The following is a 15,651-nucleotide window of genomic DNA, read 5'->3' as shown; positions in this document are numbered from 1 at the left end:
ACACAACTCGATTAAAGCTATTGATTTTAAAGAGTTTTGTTTGTGTTGGGTTCGTGTCGGGTTCGGTGTTTTTTGTGTCGGGTTCGTTTTTCGGGGGAGTAGGGCGATGATCCAGGCAATGGAAGTACTGCTGAAGCACTGGGGCGAGCAACTTCGGCTCAACGGCGAAAGCGGCGGCATGGGCAGTCCGATGGCAACGATCATGGAGTGGGGTGGCTGCGCACCACGCGGCACGCCCGGATCCCGAGTTATCCTCGGCGCTGGAGCGGGGCCTGATGCAGTTGCACAGGAGATCGCCGCTGCCCTGTCTGAGATCGGGCGTCAGGGTGAGCAGGGTAATCGGTTGATGCACTTGGCGAGCCTGCGTTACGGCGATGATCCGGCGCCGACTTGGCTGATGCAGTTGCATCTGCTGGGGATGGAGTCGAGAGCGAAACAGACTTACTACGACCAGGTACACCGTCTGCATGAGCGGCTGCTGGAAGTGCTGGCCGAGCGTGCTGACGCCCGTAAGTGGCTTACCGCTGGTCGGGGCGTTTTGCCTCAAAGTCTCCTCAAAGTTGCGTCAAAGTTGCGTCGAGTCGGATAACCGAAAATGACCCCTTTTCGGTTCCGTACTCAGGGGGTAAAAAGTCACCACGATATGAAATTTGCGCCTTGGCGCTGACCTCGCACGTGCTGTGCAGCTTCACCCGGCCCTCCCAGCGCCGGTCAACCAACCCCGCTTCGGCGGGGTTTTTTATTCCTTTGCCGAGGAGGCAACGCATGTCGACTGAACAGGAGGTGCAGCAGTCGCTGGCCGATCTTCCTACCTGGCTACTGATTCTTGTGGCGCTCGCGGGTTTAACAGGTGAGATGTGGCGCGCTGATGCGGCAGGGATGGCGGTACCGGTGCTGGTCAAGCGAGTGCTGTTGCGCTTCGGTGCTTCGGCTGTGTTTGGTCTGGCGACGGTAATGCTCGCGACGGCGCTGGGATGCAGCTTGATGACTGCCGCTGCGATAGGCAGCGTTGTGGCTTGTCTCGGCGCCGATGTGGCCAGCGGGTTGTACGCTCGGTGGTTGGCAAAGCGGGCAGGGATCTGCGAGGCGCCGCCGACCGGTGGCGGGCAGGCATGAAATCGCCGGGGACCCTGGGGATATTCGTGGGGTACGGGGTCGGAAACCCGCGGGAAAGTGTTAGCGGACAGTTCACCAGCTTAGTGAACTGAGGTGAACAGGTGAACCCCCCGAATTCATTAGGTGAACAGGACATTCCATCATGACGGTGATCAGCAAAACGGAGTTTGCCGCACGGCGTGGCTGGGCCAAATCGTATGTTTCCAAGTTGGCCAGTCAAGATCGGTTAGTGCTGACTGAGGATGGCAAGGTAGAGCTGGAAGCCACCGAAGCATTGCTGGCCGAGTTTGCCGATCCAAGCAAAGCTGCCGTTGCCGACCGCCACGAACGGCTTCGTCTGCAGCGGGAAGTGCAAATCGCCGCCGAAGAACCTGCGGTGCCGCAAGTCGGGCAGACTGTGGACTTTCAGAAGTCCCGCGCGCTGCGCGAGCACTATCTGGCCCTGCAAGAGCAAGCCAACTTTCACAAACAGCAAGGAACGCTGGTGGAGCGCGTCGCGGTGGAAACCGGTGCCTATAACGCGGGCCGCCTGCTGCGCGACCAACTGCTGGGCATGCCTCCGCAACTCGCACCGGAACTCGCCGTCATGACCGACCCCTGGCAGATCGAAAAGCATTTGACCGCGGCTATCCGTCGCTCGCTTGAGGACGCAGAGCGTTTGTCCTCGGCGGATCTTGAACACGCCCTGACCACGAGTTAAACCAATGCCCACGGAAATCCCCGACGGTGCAGAGGTGTACCGGGAGGCATATTTCCGTGGTCTGCATCCAGACCCGGACGTCTGGATCGATGAGTGGGCCGACGAGTACATGCGTATCCCGCGTGACACTGGCGCGGCCGAGCCCGGCCAGTACCGCACCTCTCGTACACCCTATGCTCGCGAGCCGATGCGCTGCTTATCGCCGGCTCACCCCTGCAAACGCGTGGTCACCATGGTGGCCTCGCAGCTGATGAAAACGCAGATTGCGTTGAACTGGATCGGCGGCCTGATCCACATGGCGCCATCCAATATCCTGACGCTGTTGCCGAGTCTGGGCTTGGCAAAGCGGGTGTCTTCGCGGATCGGTAAGACTATCAAAGCCACACCGGTGTTGCGCGAACGTGTGGCCTCCAGTCGCTCGCGGGACTCGCGCAACACCATGGACACTAAGGAGTTTGAGGGTGGTTCGTTGTACGTGACCACCGCCGGCTCTGCGGCCAACCTGGCGGAGCTCTCAGCGCGCTACGTTTACGGCGATGAGATAGACCGTTGGGAAGTGGACATCGGCGAAGAGGGCGATCCCATTGAGCTCGCGGAAACGCGCGGAAGTACCTTCGGCCGCAACGCCAAGTTTTACTTCTCCAGCTCACCAACGATCAAAGGCGCCTCGCGGATCGCCGATCTATTCGAGGGCAGCGACCAGCGTCACTACTACGTGCCATGCCCGACCTGTGGCCACATGCAGACCCTGGAATGGGAACGCCTGCATTACTCACAGGATTACAGCGTGGTGCATTACCAGTGCGCCGGGACTGACTGCGACGTGCTGATCGATGAGTACCACAAGGGCGAAATGCTCGCCCAGGGCGAATGGCGGGCACATGCCGAAGGCGATGGTGAGACGGTGGGCTTCCACCTCAATGCGCTGTATTCGCCGCTGGGCTGGATGGACTGGAAGTCACTGGCCAAGCAGTTTGAAAAAGCCAAGAAAGCCCAGGGAAAGGGCGACCTTGAGCCCATGCAAGTGTTCTACAACACCCGCCTGGCGAGGGTCTGGGACAGCGCACAAGAGCAAACCAAAGCCGATGTGCTGAGACAACGCGCTCGATTGGAAAGCTACGGTCTGGGTTCGATGCCGGCTGGCGTGTTGATGCTCACCGGCGCCGTAGACGTTCAGGCCAATCGCCTGGAGTTCATGGTGATGGGCTGGGGCATAGGGATGGAGCGTTGGATTGTCGACTTCCAGGTGGTGCCGGGTGATCCCGCAGACGAACGCACCTGGGCTGCGTTGGATGAATTGCTTAAGGCCAAGTATCGCCATCCGTGCGGTGTGGGTCTGGGCATTCTCGCCACAGGCGTCGACTCCGGTGGTCACCACACCGATGAGGTCTACCAGTTCTGCCGTGTTCGTCGCTGGCGAAACGTGTTCGCCATCAAGGGCGCGAGCAAGCCGGGTAGACCGGTGATCGCTCAGCGGCCTTCGATGGTCGACGTGACCTGGAAAGGCCAGACCGAACGCAACGGTGCCGAACTGTGGTTTGTCGGTACCGACACGGCGAAGGACTGGATCTACAACCGCTACCCGTTCGAATCGGGGCCGGGTGCATTGCACTTTGCCAATGACCTGCCGGATGACTTCTTCGACCAGTGCGTTGCGGAGCGCAAGGTCGCGCGCTACGTGCGCGGCCACAAGCGCATCGAGTGGGTCAAGGGCAAGGCCGAGCGCAACGAAGCACTCGACCTGATGGTGTACTGCCTGGCCATGGCACATTACTTGGGCCTCAACCGTTACAAAGAACACGACTGGGAGCGGGTGCGTCAGTCCCTGGCGCAGTCGGGTCTGTTCGACGAAGCCTTGGGCATCAAACCGATTCAAGGCGAACGCGTCAGCACTACCGGTCAAACAGCTTCGGCTGCTGCACCGCAATCGACACGACAACTCGCCGCTCCGGTTGTGCCCTCGCGACCCGCAACACCCCCTCAACGCCGCAGCTCCAGCAGCGGTTACCTGAAGAGACGCTGATATGTCATTTACCCAGAAGCACCTCGACGCAGTTGAGGCGGCGATCGCTCGCGGTGAAAAAACCGTGCGCTATGCGGACCGTACCGTGGAGTACCGCACGGTTGATGAATTGCTCAAGGCTCGAGAAGAGATCCGCACGTCGTTGGTCAATGCCGCCGGGCCGCGTTCGCGCGTGATCCGACTGAGCCATGGAGGCAAAGGACTCTAATGGCCCGCCACTATCCGACGCTTACTCGTAACGGATTCGTGTTGCCGTCGAACATCAAGGCCAGTTACGAAGGCGCCGGGGAGGGCCGTCGATCTGCTGGCTGGGATGCACCCGACAACGGGATCAACAGCATCAACACCCCGGCACTGCGTAATCTACGGTCGCGTTCCCGGGCCGCGGTTCGCAATGACCCGTATGCCTTCAACGTGATCGACAAGCGCGTCAGTAACTTGATCGGTACCGGCATCACGCCGAGACCGAAAACCGACGACGAAGTCCTGCGTAAATTGCTGCAGGAGCTATGGGACGACTGGGTTGATGAGTCGGACGCTGATGAACGCACCGATTTCTACGGCCAGCAGGCGTTGGCGGCTCGAACGGTTGAGACCTCGGGCGAATGTTTTGTTCGACTGCGACCTCGGGGGCTGGATGAGGGTCTCGCGGTGCCGTTGCAGCTCCAGATTCTGGCGCCGGAGTTCGTGCCGCATGACAAGTTCGAAACCACCAAAAGCGGCAACGTTATCCGCGCCGGGATCGAGTTCACTCCAGGTGGCAAGCGGGTGGCGTATTGGATGTATCTGGCGCATCCGCGTGATGCGTCGTCGCTGAACGCCGGTTACAACCAGCTGGTGCGGGTGCCGGCCTCGCAGGTGTTGCACATCTTTGAACCGGTCGAGCCGGGCCAGCTGCGGGGCGTGCCTCGATTGTCACCGGTGCTCAAGCGCCTGCGCAGTCTCGACAATTACGACGACGCGGTGTTGTTTCGCCAGGAAGTGGCCAACCTGTTTGCCGGTTTCATCAGCCGGCCGGCACCGGATTCAGGACCCACCCCAAGGGATCCGGTCACCGGCCAACCCTTGAGCCTCGATCACGACGGCTTCACGCCGATGGTAGCGCTGGAGCCCGGCACCATGCAGGAGCTGGGACCCGGTGAAGAAGTCGAGTTTTCCAAGCCGCCGGATGCCGGCAACAACTATCCGGACTTCATGCGACAGCAACTGATGGCAGCCGCAGCGGGTACCGGGACGCCTTACGAGATCTTGACTGGCGACATGCGCGAGATTAACGACCGTGCATTACGCGTGGTGCTCAACGAATTTCGGCGGCGGCTGGAGCAGCTGCAATTTGGTGTTTACGTACACCAGCTGTGCCGCCCAGTGCGCGCGGCCTGGATGGACATGGCGGTGCTGTCGGGGGCCTTGGTGCTGGCTGACTACGCACAACGGCGCCGCGAATACCTGCGTACCCGTTGGGTGCCACAAGGCTGGGCCTACATTCAGCCAGTGCAGGACGTCCAGGCCCGGAGGATGGAAGTCCAGGCCGGGTTCGGTTCGCGCAGTGAAATGTGTTTGCGCACCGGCTACGACGCCGAAACGGTTGACGCGGAGAACGCGGCCGATCTGGCCCGGGCCACTAAGCTGGGCCTCAATTACAACACTCTCGACGCCGTCGTTACCAACGACGACAAGGAGCAACCATGAGCAAAAAAGCGCGACCGCGCATTTACAACCGGGCAGGTAAGCGCGTGCAGGTGCAGGACAAAACCTGGTATGCGCTGCAAGCCAGCGGTGAAGCCTCCGAGCGCGTGATCGAGGTCTTCGTTTATGGCGAGATCGGCACCTGGGGCATTACCGCCAATCAGTTCGTGCAGGATCTGCGCGCTATGGACGACGGTACCTCGCCGGTGATCGCAGCCTTCAACAGTATCGGCGGTGACCTGTTCGACGGCTTGGCCATGCACAACGCGCTGTCGCGATTGGGCGAGCGTTGCACGGGGCGGATCGATGCGTTGGCGGCCAGTGCGGCCAGCGTGGCGGTGTGTGGCGCGCATCGGGTGGTGATCGCTTCCAATGCCATGTTGATGATTCACAACCCATGGACCTATGCCGCAGGTGATGCCGAAGACTTCCGCAAGGTGGCTGACGTGCTCGACCAGACCATGGAAGCGATCATCGCAGCGTACAAGGCAAAAGCGCCGGACATTGATGAGGTCGAGCTGCGGCGGTTGGTCGCCGCTGAAACCTGGCTCACCGCCAATGAAGCGGTGGCCCTGGGGTTGGCCGACGAAGTCGGAGACGGCGTCAAGGTCAAGGCCTGCCTCGGCCAGGGCGCGGTGCTGCAGCGTTACCAGCACGCGCCGGCCGAGTTATTGGCCCAACTCGATACTCCCGAGGAACCGGATCTGGACATTGAGCCTGAAGACACGCCGCCGACGCCGCCCGTGGTCGACTCGACCAAGCTCGCGCTGATGATCACCCAGCGTTGCGCTGAGGCGGGGATCAGCAACCTGGTTGCGCCGCTACTCAGTTCGACCAAGCTTGAAAGCGAGGAAATCGTAAAGGCGGGTTTAACCCGCGCCGAGGCCGTGAATGACCTCTGCGTTGCGGCGCGATTGCCTGAATTCAGCGCCGAGTACGTCGCGGCCGGCTTGGATGCGGCGGCGGTTCGGGCGCGCTTGTTCGACAAAATCGTCAGCAGCGGCAAAGGCTTCGAGATTGATAACAGCCTGCCGCTGGACGACGACGAGCCGCTGCAGCCCCAAGCCAAACAACCCAATTCTGGTTCGATCTGGGCGGCGCGCAAAGCTGCTCACGGTGGTAAACCCAACACTGCTCGAGGAGCGCATTCATGAGTCACATCCAACGCGAACCGGTTCACGCCGGTGAGTTCCTACTGTCCGAAGGTGCCGGGCAAATTTCCCGCGAGGTGATCAACGTCGCCGCCGGTCCTGCGCTGATGCCTGGACAGGTGCTCGGTCTGGTCACGGCGACGGGTTTTTTTGCTCCGTACGACCCGGAGGCCGAAAACGGCAGCGAACACGCCGCCTGCATTCTGTTCGGGCCTTTGGGTGAGTCTGATGTCACTCGCCGTGCGCGGGCCGTCGTGCGTTTGGCTGAGGTGAGTGAAGCCCATCTGACCGGGCTTGATCCCGCCGCTGAGCAAGCCTTGGCCGAGCGATTGATCATCGTTCGATAGACGATCTGAAACTTCCCCAACCCCGCTCCGAGCGGGGTTTACTTTTTCTGGAGTACCTTCATGGCTGATATCGCCATTTTTGAAGAGCAGGCGTTCTCTGTTTCTTCCCTGACCCATGCCATCAATGAGCAGGCCTATCTGCCCGGACGCATCAGCAGTCTCGGCCTGTTCCAAGAGGAGGGCATCACTACGCTGACCGTCCAGATCGAAAAGGACGGCGACACCTTGGCGCTGGTACCGGCCGGTGAACGCGGCACATCGGGTTTGGTGGTCGGTGCCAGCAAGCGCGACTTGATCCCGTTTAACACCGTGCACCTGCCGGAGCGCTTCACCATTCGCGCTGATGAGGTTCAAGGCATCCGTGCGTTCGGTGAGCAAACGGAGCTGCAGGCAGTGCAGGACGTAGTCAATGCGCGGCTGGCCAAGGCTCGCCGTCAGCTGGATGCCACCCATGAATTCCAACGAGCCGGCGCCCTCAACGGTCTGATTCTGGATGCCGATGGTCAGCGTGTGCTGCTCAATATCTATGATCGCTTTGGCGTCCAGCGCCAAGAGCTGTCGATGGGTCTGAACGCCGCCGACACCGAGGTGCGGGTCAAGTGCGGTGACGCGCTGGATATGCAGGAGGATGCGCTGGGCAGCACCACCAGCTCGGGCTCCCGTGCGTTCTGTGGCAAGACGTTTTGGAACAAGCTGGTGGCGCATAAATCGGTCAAAGAAACCTACCTGAACAGCGTCCAGGCAGCCGCGCTACGCGGTGATGCACGCGATAGCTTCGAATTTGGCGGGATCGTTTGGGAGCGTTACCGCGGCAAGGTCGGTGGCGTGGCTTATGTCCCGGATGATGAAGCGCGCCTGGCGCCGGAAGGGGTACCGGATCTGTTTATCTCCGCGTTCGCTCCCGCCGACTACATGGAGACGGTGAATACCCTGGGTATTCCGTACTACAGCCGAATTGAGACGCTGCCGTTTGGCAAGGGCGTGGCGGGCGAAGCCCAATCCAACCCCTTGCACCTGTGCACGCGTCCGCGCGCGCTGATTCGCCTGAAGCTCTGACCATGAGCTTTCGGGACCTGGTCGATGACATCGACAGCACCGTGTTCGACACCCTGGCTGACACTGGTTACATCGAAGGTCGCCAGGTCCTGGGCATGTTTTCTGCCCCTTGGCTTCAGCCGCAGATGGGGCGGCTGAACACCGGCCTGCGGGAGCCGCGCTTCGTCATTCGTGTGGCCGATGCCGACGGTGTGGACAAGGCGCAGACGGTGCGTATCGATTTGCCGGCGCTGGACGGCGGCGGCGTTTATACCCTGGTCAATGTCGAGCCCGGCGGGGATGGCTTGGTGGCATTGATATTGAGGATGCAGGCATGAGTGTTGGGAGTTACTACAAGACATCCGCCAACAGCTCGATGATCACGCTGCAGCCTTCCGCCTCCGATCTTCAGGCCTTCCAGGAGTTTGCCGCTCGGGTGCCGAAGGCAGCAGCAAATGCCCAGCGGCGCGCGATCAACAAGACCCTGGGTTGGTTGCGCACTCAGATCGCGCGTACGGTCGGGAAACAGGAACGCATCGCGGTCGCGGCGGTACGGCAACGGCTGCGCAGCTACCCGGTCAAGGGAGATACCGGACAGGGCAAGCTCTGGTTCGGTATCAACCCGATCGAAGCCAGCCGCATCGGTCGACCTCGGCAGAGCAAGGCGGGCGTGTCGGTGGCCGGTCGCCGGTACCGGGGTGCGTTCTTCAAACGGGTTTACGGCAGTCACGCTGATATCTGGATACGCACCGGCAGCAAGCAATTTTCTGCCGATGATTACCCAGACACTCACGCGTCCACTGGCGGTGGCCACCGCTCGGGATGGATCTCGGAAAACGACAACCGATTCCCATTGGCGAAAGCCAAGGTTTCGCTCGAAGACGTTCGTCCGCATTTCGAGTCCTGGACCCGGCGTGCGAATGAGCGACTGCTGGTGGTACTCAAGCAAGAGCTGAATTTTGAACTGCAGAAATCTTTGAAGGGGAGCTCGCGTGTCTGATCAGCCATTCAGCCTGGATCAACTCTACAGTTCGATCGAGCAACATCTGCGCGAGGCATTGCCTGCTGTGCAGTACGTTGCGACTTGTCCGGATATCCGGGATCGGGTGGCTCTGCCGGCCGTGTTCCTTGAGCTGGCCGAGTTGGAACCGGGTCGAGACATCGGTACCGGCGAGACGACGCTGGTAGCCAAGTTCGAGGCGCGAGTGATCGTGGCGCCCGAGCAGGCCCATCATCAGCAGAAGGCCGCGCACTTGGCTGCGCAAATTGCGGTGCTGCTGCGTATGCAAAATTGGGGCTTGGCGGTAGAGCCTGCCGAGTTCATTCAAGCCTCGCAAGACTGGACCAAACCCGAACTGGATGGTTACACCGTCTGGGTCGTGGAATGGACGCAGCAGATCTACCTCGGCGAGATCGAATGGCCCTGGGAGGATGAGCCGCCCGGCTCGCTGCTGTTCGGCATTCACCCGGGCGCAGTTGAGCCTGACGCGCCGCTGGTGGCGCCGGAGGCCCCATGAGTTACGCCGGCGCCGAGCATGACCGCATGCTGGCCGGGCTGGTCAAGCCGTGCTACGTGGTCGCCCTGGACCTGGCAGCGGTGCCGCCGGTATGCCGGGTCTCGGACGGCGAATGGACCAGCGCCTGGGTGCGCTGGCACAGCCTCGCCGCCGGCAAGGCGCGGCACTGGCGCGTGCCCAGCATGAACGAGCAGGGCGCGCTGATCAGTACAAGCGGTGACGTGTCACAAGGCACCTTTGTGCCGGGGCTGTACGGCAACGCGGGACCGGCGCCGGACACCCGCGACCATGTCGAGCGTTGGCTGTTCGACGATGGTGGCTCGCTGACGTACGACTGGCAGGCCAAGCGTTACAGCATTGTCCTGCCGTCGGGCACCGTCGCGATCCAGGTCGCCGGCTCGGACCTGACCGTGACGGATAACGCCGTGGTGGTGAAGTCGGGGCATATCACCTTGGACGGTCCTTCGTTTCTTAAAGGGGATGTGCAGATCGAGGGTGACGTCCTGATCAATGGCGCGTTACGCGTAACGGCCGACATTCACGGCGGCGGATCGATCATCGACACCACCGGCAACACGCCGAATCACCAGCACTAAACGCAACCCTTTAACCAGCCCGCCGCGTGCGGGCTTTTTGTTACCTGGAGAAAGCTGTGGCCAATCCCACTCCCCCCAAGGCCGAGGCGGAAAGCCCGCGACCGATCACCTACCAGGACAGCGCTTTCACGTCGCGGACCCTGATCATGAACAGTGGCCGACAGCATGCGGTAGCCGTCGGCCAGGTCACGGTCAGCAGTGCCGACGCCGAGGCGCTGGCGTTCCTCGACAGCGACCCGGTTTTCCAGCGCTTGCCGGAGTAAACCCATGATCGGAATGGACCGCCAAACGGGGCAGCCGATATCGGGCATCGAGCACTTGCGCCAGTCCATTGCCGACATCCTCGGCACGCCGCTGGGCTCGCGGGTGATGCGGCCCGAGTACGGCAGCAAGGTGCGCCGCTTCGTCGACCTGCCGGTTAACGCCGGTTGGAAAAGCGCCGTGCAGGCCGAGGCCGCCCGCGCTCTGGGGCGCTGGGAAACACGCCTGACACTGGAAAGCATCCAGGTGATCGCGGTGCTGGATGGAAAAGTGCGCTTTCGCTTGCGCGGCACCTTCAACGATTTGCAGATTGAGACTGAGGTGGACGCATGAGCACTCTGGACCTGGCCAGCCTGCCGGCGCCGACCGTGATTGAGGTGCTGAGCTTTGAAGAGTATTACCAGCAGGCGCTGAACGAGTTTCGCGCGCTGATGGGTGCCAACTGGAACGCCGCCCTGGAGTCGGACCCGGTGGTCAAGCTGTTGGAGCGGGCGGCTTATGAAAAGCTGATGACCCGGGCCCGGATCAATGACGCAGCCAAGGCGCAATTGGTGGCCTATGCGCGCAAATCCGACCTCGACCACCTGGCGGCCAACTACAACGTCAAGCGCCTGACCGTGATCGAGGCCGACCCCACGGCCGTGCCGCCGATCGAGGCGCAGTACGAGGAAGACGATTCGCTGATGGAGCGGGTGTTGCTGGCCTTCGAAGGCATGGCCGTGGCGGGGCCGAGCGGCGCCTATGAGTTTCACGCGCTGTCGGCCGATGGCCGGGTGGCCGACGCCAAGGCCAGCAGCCCGAGCCCGGCCACGGTGCTGGTGAGCATCCTTAACCGGCTCAATGGGGGCGTCGCCACCGAAGACCTGTTGAACAATATCCGCCTCGCGCTGAGCGACGAGACCATCCGCCCGGTCGGCGATCGGGTGATTGTGCAGTCGGCCGAGCTGATCAATTACGAAATTGAGGCGGTGCTGTACCTGTACCCGGGCCCGGAAAACGAACTGAGTCTGATCGAGGCCAACGCCTCAATGAAACGCTACGTCAACACCCAGCGCCGTTTGGGCCGCGACATTCGGCGCTCGGCGATCCATGCCGCGCTGCATGTGTCGCGGGTGCAGCGGGTCGAGTTGATCAAGCCGGCGGCGGATGTGGTGATCGCCGATCACCAGGCGGCCAACTGCATCCGCTCGCTGGTGACGATCGGGGGCACCGATGAATGATGCCAGCCTGTTGCCGTCCAACCGCACGCCGCTGGAGCAGGCCCTGGCGCAAGTGGGCCTGGAAAACCCGGGGCTGGCGGACGTGCTGCGCGACACCAAGTCGCCGGAAAATTGCTCGGCCAACATGCTGCCCTGGCTGGCCATTGAGCGCAGCGTGGACCGCTGGGACCCGGAATGGTCGGAGGACATCAAGCGCAAGGCGGTGCGTGCGTCGTTCGAGATTCACAAGCGCAAGGGCACGATCGCGGCGTTGCGCCAGGTGGTCGAGCCGTTCGCCGACATCATCGAAATTGCCGAGTGGTGGCAGCTGGAGCCGATGGGGCCGCCGGGCACCTTTAGCCTCGGCCTGGCGTTGCTCGATACCGGCCTGAGCGATCGCGGCATTGCCGAGCTGGAACGGATGATCACCGACACCAAGCCGGTCAGCCGGCACCTGGTGGGCCTGAGTATTACCTATAGCCCGAACGGGTTGTTTCACCTGGGCGCGGCCGTGTTCTCGGGCGATGAGGCCGAAATCCTGTCGCCGGAGCTGATGGCAGGGGACTTCCTCGACCTTGAATTGATCATGCTGGCCAACGACCTGAACTATTTCAGCAACCACCTATTACCCGGACTGATGAGGGTTACATGAGCGAACTTTCAGACCGCCAGCGCGCCGCCATCGAATTGCTGGAGGCGGCGGCGCAAGTGGCACACGACATCGTGCACAAGCCGGCCAGCGAGGTCGTCGACACCGAGTCGGGACCGGCTCCGACCTTTCAGGCGCTGTCGGGGATGATCACCAACCTGGTGGGCGGGCTGTTGCTGCCGCGCCGCGTGGCGATCGCGTCGGCGGGCACGGCGCGGGCCTTGGATGTGAATTATATCGCTGGGGTGTCGTTCTTTGACGTGACCCTGGATCAGCCGCACTGCGCGCTGACGTTTCTCAACACGGCGGTGCCGGCCGGTTATACCTGGTCGTTTACCGTGCGCCTGGTGCAAGGCACCGGGGCCAACCAGGTGACGTTCCCGGCCGGCATTCAATGGTCGGGCAACCGGCCACCGTTGCTGTCGTATGAAACCGGCGCGGCCGACCTGGTGACGTTCACCTGGGATGGTGCGCATTGGCTCGGGCTTTATGAGGGGGGCTGGTTCAATGTTTCAAGTCCCGCTTAACAGTCGACGTGCGACCAGTCAGAAAGCCACGCTGGCCAATGCCTTGAGCATGATCGAGGGACACCACCGCTTTCTGCAACGCAACACCGGCGACACCCTCGACGCCACGGTGCAGCACTACGTGCAGAACACTCAGGGCGTGCTGGCGAACAACCGGCATTTCATCGCGCATTCGCAAATGGAGTACCAGCCCAACGGCGACGGCACAACCGAGGGTCAGGCATTGCAGATCCTCGGCTATGCGCATGCCTACCTGGCGACGCGGGACCCGCGTTACCTGGAGGCGGCCGTGTGGTATTGGGAAGCCTACGAGGCGTATTTTTACGTGGGCCAGCCGATCCCGGAGACGCCGCAGCGGCGGATTGCCAACTGGATTGTCAATTCCAAGGAGCCGGTGCTGGCCAACTGGCCGATCAACGCCGCCGAGCCCACGCACAGCGGCTTCAAGGGCGTGGAATTCACTTTCAGCAACGGCGCGCTGGCGATTCCGCACGGCGCGCCGCACTGGGGCGAGTACCTGGACAAGGCCACGTTTGCCTTTGACGGGGCGCTGGCATGGGATGCGATCAACGCAACCGTCAAGGGCGTGAAGGCGGACGGCTCGACCGATTGGGATCAGGGCGGCGTGCAATATGACGTCGACTGGATCATTGCCTGGACCGGGCAAAAGATTAACTGGGATGGCGACGTGTTGTCGGAGGGCCATCCGCTCGCCGAGCGCGGCCAGGTCCAGCTGAAAAACACCGGCCTCAACGGCGTGCACAAGTTCAACTATGCGACCCGGCAGCCGGTCGAGCACGGCGGCTACCTGATCCCGCGTAACGCGGTGCAACACAATCGGCCGCTGCATGTGCCGCTGCTGGGCAGCGTCAATCAGATGGGCAACGCGGCGGACGGTGAAGAGTGGTACATGGACGCCTGTTACCTGCTGTGGCGGATCACCAGCGAAAGTCGCTACAAGAAAGCCATGGACGCGTGCCGCTTTACCGCGCACGAGTACACGCAAATCGACTCGACCGACCGCTTCTTTCGGCAGAGCACGACGGCGGGCACGCCGTTTACCGATGGTATTTCCTATGAGTTCACCTACCCGGAAACGGTCACGCCGGTGCTGGGTCGCGACTCGCTGGGGTACATCACGATGCAGACCGAGGCGGCCGCCCAGGTGTCGATCGAGCAGCAATCGGTGTGGTTTCGCATTACCCCGAATTCACTGGTGCGCACCTGTTACGGCGGCGTTGACATCAACAACGGTCCGCTGACGGCCAAGGTGGAATTGACCATTTCCCAGGACAAGGCCGAAGGCAGTGGCATCAAGTACGGCTGTGCGCTGCCCAAGTCGGTGTCCAGCGTCGAGCTGGTGACGCACGACATACCGCTGTCGCAGTTCAACCGCCTGACCAAGGACGACGGCAGCGAGTACATCATGGCCGACCTGCGTGCCGTGTCGAGTTCGGACGATATCGTCTCGGTGGAGAGTTACGAACCGGAGATTTTTGAAGGGCGCGCCGGCACGGTGGTGAAGTCGTTTTTCCCGGATGATTCGGGATGGTATGAAATCGGGCATTACCTGCTGGCCAGCGCAAAGGCGCCGATGCAGAGCATCACCTATCGGGCGGACGGCTATTTCAATCTGCGCTTTGCCGATGACAACAAATGGCGCTGGTGGTGGATGTTGCCGCCGACCGGGGGCAAGTTTGTCACCCTGCCGATCCTGCCAGGGGCTGGCAAGTTGTCGAGTTATCAGCCGGACAAGAACGGCCGACCCAACCCTTCGGCACCGGCGTTCTCGCAAATCGCCGGGTTTAGCATTCTGATGGACGATTCAGATACGAACCTGACGTTTGAATATTACTGCGTCAACGACCTGCCGCCGGCCTTCGCCGAGGAAGACGGTTACACGCTGCAGTATCGGTTGACGGTCAGCGGCCAGGCGAAGTTTCGGGCGCTGGTGGGTGATTGCACGATCCGCGATTACCGCAACGATTCCTTGGCCTATTGCCCCGGGGTGATCCCGTTTTCCAACATCTACTCGGAGGGCGCCGACCAGATCGGCGCGTGGCACGGCATGCCCTACCCGGGCTATCAGTACCCGTTTATCTACTGCATCGATCCGCTGGACCAGTACGTCAACGAACTGAAGCACATGGTCGAGTTTCTGTACGACTCGCAGCAGTGGTATCAGCAGCGGTTCGGCCAGCTCGGCCCGGGCGCCTCGGCCTACGTGTGGAACCGCTGGGATAACTTCAAGTACGGCGACCCGGACACCTGGACCATGCACCACTGGGGCGACGGTACTGCCTGGAGCGGCTACCAGTCCCGGGCCTTTTTCGGCGCCTGTCGCGCCTGGTATGAGCTGGTGCAGCAGGGCAAGCCGGTGCCGCCCAAGCTGATCGCCTACGCGGAAAACTGGATCACCTGGTTGATTCAGTTTGTGAAGGCGCACGACGGGGTATTGCCCACGGATTTTCCCATGGCCAGCTTGCCGCAGCCGGTGCCGGACGACTTCACCGGGCACATGACCGGCCTGTGGCTGGCTGGGGCCTGCATGGCGGGTTTGGCGGGCTCTCAGGTGGCTGAGCTGGATGTGCTGATCGAGGCCTGTGTCAGCGAGCTGCAGCAGTACTACGTGATCACGCCCGTGCCGGGCCAGGCCATGAACGGCAGCTGGTCGCCGGCGGTGCGCCTGGGCACCGACAACGGCATGTTCTTCGGCTTTTGGGCCGGGGAAATCCTGCGCGGCCTGAGCCTTTACATTCAGTACCGCACCCACGGGGCCGGGGCGAACATCTACGGCGCGCCGCTTCCGGCGTAGCCATTCAAGGCCCGGCCGGTGAGGCGGGG

19 protein-coding genes are annotated in these 15,651 nt (G+C 62.0%); all 19 read left to right on the top strand.

The annotated features are described in order from the left end of the window. Nucleotides 1–106: 106 nt before the first annotated feature. The 19 genes from ACM6I6_RS19480 to ACM6I6_RS19390 all read left to right on the top strand — a co-directional run bounded on the left by ACM6I6_RS19480 (nt 107) and on the right by ACM6I6_RS19390 (nt 15,622). The gene (locus tag ACM6I6_RS19480; protein ID WP_414920554.1) at nt 107–589 is read left to right on the top strand and encodes a hypothetical protein; all 483 of its coding nucleotides are present in this window, start codon (nt 107–109) and stop codon (nt 587–589) included. Nucleotides 590–765: 176 nt separating this feature from the next. Further along, complete coding sequence (locus ACM6I6_RS19475; RefSeq protein ID WP_414862477.1) at nt 766–1,116, top strand: phage holin family protein; 351 nt, start codon at nt 766–768, stop codon at nt 1,114–1,116. 142 nt (nt 1,117–1,258) lie between these two features. Continuing rightward, nucleotides 1,259–1,816 carry a terminase small subunit gene (locus tag ACM6I6_RS19470; RefSeq protein ID WP_414920553.1) on the top strand — a complete coding sequence of 186 codons (558 nt, stop codon included), beginning with the start codon at nt 1,259–1,261 and terminating at the stop codon, nt 1,814–1,816. Nucleotides 1,817–1,820: 4 nt separating this feature from the next. Beyond that, nucleotides 1,821–3,839 (top strand): phage terminase large subunit family protein, encoded by a 2,019-nt coding sequence (locus tag ACM6I6_RS19465; RefSeq protein ID WP_414920552.1) that lies wholly within the window; start codon nt 1,821–1,823, stop codon nt 3,837–3,839. 1 nt (nt 3,840) lies between these two features. Next, nucleotides 3,841–4,047, top strand: a complete 207-nt coding sequence (locus tag ACM6I6_RS19460; protein WP_414920551.1) for a phage head-tail joining protein — start codon at nt 3,841–3,843, stop codon at nt 4,045–4,047. Further along, nucleotides 4,047–5,528: a phage portal protein gene (locus ACM6I6_RS19455; RefSeq protein WP_414920550.1), complete on the top strand. Its 1,482-nt coding sequence runs from the start codon at nt 4,047–4,049 to the stop codon at nt 5,526–5,528. Before ACM6I6_RS19460 ends, ACM6I6_RS19455 begins: the two co-directional genes overlap by 1 nt. Further along, the gene (locus tag ACM6I6_RS19450) at nt 5,525–6,679 is read left to right on the top strand and encodes a head maturation protease, ClpP-related (RefSeq protein WP_414920549.1); all 1,155 of its coding nucleotides are present in this window, start codon (nt 5,525–5,527) and stop codon (nt 6,677–6,679) included. The genes ACM6I6_RS19455 and ACM6I6_RS19450 overlap by 4 nt, the downstream gene beginning before the upstream one ends. Continuing rightward, entirely contained in the window at nt 6,676–7,023 is a 348-nt protein-coding gene (locus ACM6I6_RS19445) for a head decoration protein (RefSeq protein ID WP_414920548.1), read from the top strand. The genes ACM6I6_RS19450 and ACM6I6_RS19445 overlap by 4 nt, the downstream gene beginning before the upstream one ends. 60 nt (nt 7,024–7,083) lie before the next feature. Further along, on the top strand, nt 7,084–8,079 hold the full coding sequence (locus tag ACM6I6_RS19440) for a major capsid protein (protein ID WP_414920547.1): 996 nt from the start codon (nt 7,084–7,086) through the stop codon (nt 8,077–8,079). A gap of 2 nt (nt 8,080–8,081) precedes the next feature. Next, nucleotides 8,082–8,396: a hypothetical protein gene (locus ACM6I6_RS19435; RefSeq protein WP_154995055.1), complete on the top strand. Its 315-nt coding sequence runs from the start codon at nt 8,082–8,084 to the stop codon at nt 8,394–8,396. Then, nucleotides 8,393–9,058, top strand: a complete 666-nt coding sequence (locus tag ACM6I6_RS19430) for a hypothetical protein (protein WP_414920546.1) — start codon at nt 8,393–8,395, stop codon at nt 9,056–9,058. Before ACM6I6_RS19435 ends, ACM6I6_RS19430 begins: the two co-directional genes overlap by 4 nt. Further along, on the top strand, nt 9,051–9,575 hold the full coding sequence (locus tag ACM6I6_RS19425) for a hypothetical protein (RefSeq protein WP_414920545.1): 525 nt from the start codon (nt 9,051–9,053) through the stop codon (nt 9,573–9,575). The genes ACM6I6_RS19430 and ACM6I6_RS19425 overlap by 8 nt, the downstream gene beginning before the upstream one ends. Next, nucleotides 9,572–10,171 (top strand): phage baseplate assembly protein V, encoded by a 600-nt coding sequence (locus tag ACM6I6_RS19420; RefSeq protein ID WP_414920544.1) that lies wholly within the window; start codon nt 9,572–9,574, stop codon nt 10,169–10,171. The genes ACM6I6_RS19425 and ACM6I6_RS19420 overlap by 4 nt, the downstream gene beginning before the upstream one ends. Nucleotides 10,172–10,227: 56 nt before the next feature. After that, entirely contained in the window at nt 10,228–10,434 is a 207-nt protein-coding gene (locus ACM6I6_RS19415) for a hypothetical protein (RefSeq protein WP_414920543.1), read from the top strand. Nucleotides 10,435–10,438: 4 nt separating this feature from the next. After that, nucleotides 10,439–10,765: a GPW/gp25 family protein gene (locus ACM6I6_RS19410; RefSeq protein WP_414920542.1), complete on the top strand. Its 327-nt coding sequence runs from the start codon at nt 10,439–10,441 to the stop codon at nt 10,763–10,765. Continuing rightward, nucleotides 10,762–11,652: a baseplate J/gp47 family protein gene (locus ACM6I6_RS19405; protein WP_414920541.1), complete on the top strand. Its 891-nt coding sequence runs from the start codon at nt 10,762–10,764 to the stop codon at nt 11,650–11,652. Before ACM6I6_RS19410 ends, ACM6I6_RS19405 begins: the two co-directional genes overlap by 4 nt. Further along, complete coding sequence (locus ACM6I6_RS19400) at nt 11,645–12,283, top strand: phage tail protein I (RefSeq protein WP_414920540.1); 639 nt, start codon at nt 11,645–11,647, stop codon at nt 12,281–12,283. Before ACM6I6_RS19405 ends, ACM6I6_RS19400 begins: the two co-directional genes overlap by 8 nt. Next, nucleotides 12,280–12,807, top strand: a complete 528-nt coding sequence (locus ACM6I6_RS19395; protein ID WP_414920539.1) for a hypothetical protein — start codon at nt 12,280–12,282, stop codon at nt 12,805–12,807. The genes ACM6I6_RS19400 and ACM6I6_RS19395 overlap by 4 nt, the downstream gene beginning before the upstream one ends. Continuing rightward, nucleotides 12,788–15,622: a phage tail protein gene (locus ACM6I6_RS19390; RefSeq protein WP_414920538.1), complete on the top strand. Its 2,835-nt coding sequence runs from the start codon at nt 12,788–12,790 to the stop codon at nt 15,620–15,622. The genes ACM6I6_RS19395 and ACM6I6_RS19390 overlap by 20 nt, the downstream gene beginning before the upstream one ends. The last annotated feature ends 29 nt before the right edge of the window (nt 15,623–15,651 follow it).

The organism is Pseudomonas sp. IT-P218 (genome assembly GCF_949767605.1).
Classification (GTDB): domain Bacteria; phylum Pseudomonadota; class Gammaproteobacteria; order Pseudomonadales; family Pseudomonadaceae; genus Aquipseudomonas; species Aquipseudomonas putida_AE.
This window is presented reverse-complemented; position numbering and strand designations above follow the sequence as displayed.

Bases quoted from the DNA above. Each gene is read 5' to 3' on its own strand.
- ACM6I6_RS19465 (WP_414920552.1), top strand. From the start codon at position 1,821: ATGCCCACGGAAATCCCCGACGGTGCAGAGGTGTACCGGGAGGCATAT.
- ACM6I6_RS19395 (WP_414920539.1), top strand. From the start codon at position 12,280: ATGAGCGAACTTTCAGACCGCCAGCGCGCCGCCATCGAATTGCTGGAG.
- ACM6I6_RS19475 (WP_414862477.1), top strand. From the start codon at position 766: ATGTCGACTGAACAGGAGGTGCAGCAGTCGCTGGCCGATCTTCCTACC.
- ACM6I6_RS19460 (WP_414920551.1), top strand. From the start codon at position 3,841: ATGTCATTTACCCAGAAGCACCTCGACGCAGTTGAGGCGGCGATCGCT.
- ACM6I6_RS19405 (WP_414920541.1), top strand. From the start codon at position 10,762: ATGAGCACTCTGGACCTGGCCAGCCTGCCGGCGCCGACCGTGATTGAG.
- ACM6I6_RS19430 (WP_414920546.1), top strand. From the start codon at position 8,393: ATGAGTGTTGGGAGTTACTACAAGACATCCGCCAACAGCTCGATGATC.
- ACM6I6_RS19435 (WP_154995055.1), top strand. From the start codon at position 8,082: ATGAGCTTTCGGGACCTGGTCGATGACATCGACAGCACCGTGTTCGAC.
- ACM6I6_RS19390 (WP_414920538.1), top strand. From the start codon at position 12,788: ATGTTTCAAGTCCCGCTTAACAGTCGACGTGCGACCAGTCAGAAAGCC.
- ACM6I6_RS19440 (WP_414920547.1), top strand. From the start codon at position 7,084: ATGGCTGATATCGCCATTTTTGAAGAGCAGGCGTTCTCTGTTTCTTCC.
- ACM6I6_RS19470 (WP_414920553.1), top strand. From the start codon at position 1,259: ATGACGGTGATCAGCAAAACGGAGTTTGCCGCACGGCGTGGCTGGGCC.
- ACM6I6_RS19420 (WP_414920544.1), top strand. From the start codon at position 9,572: ATGAGTTACGCCGGCGCCGAGCATGACCGCATGCTGGCCGGGCTGGTC.
- ACM6I6_RS19450 (WP_414920549.1), top strand. From the start codon at position 5,525: ATGAGCAAAAAAGCGCGACCGCGCATTTACAACCGGGCAGGTAAGCGC.
- ACM6I6_RS19480 (WP_414920554.1), top strand. From the start codon at position 107: ATGATCCAGGCAATGGAAGTACTGCTGAAGCACTGGGGCGAGCAACTT.
- ACM6I6_RS19400 (WP_414920540.1), top strand. From the start codon at position 11,645: ATGAATGATGCCAGCCTGTTGCCGTCCAACCGCACGCCGCTGGAGCAG.
- ACM6I6_RS19410 (WP_414920542.1), top strand. From the start codon at position 10,439: ATGATCGGAATGGACCGCCAAACGGGGCAGCCGATATCGGGCATCGAG.
- ACM6I6_RS19445 (WP_414920548.1), top strand. From the start codon at position 6,676: ATGAGTCACATCCAACGCGAACCGGTTCACGCCGGTGAGTTCCTACTG.
- ACM6I6_RS19455 (WP_414920550.1), top strand. From the start codon at position 4,047: ATGGCCCGCCACTATCCGACGCTTACTCGTAACGGATTCGTGTTGCCG.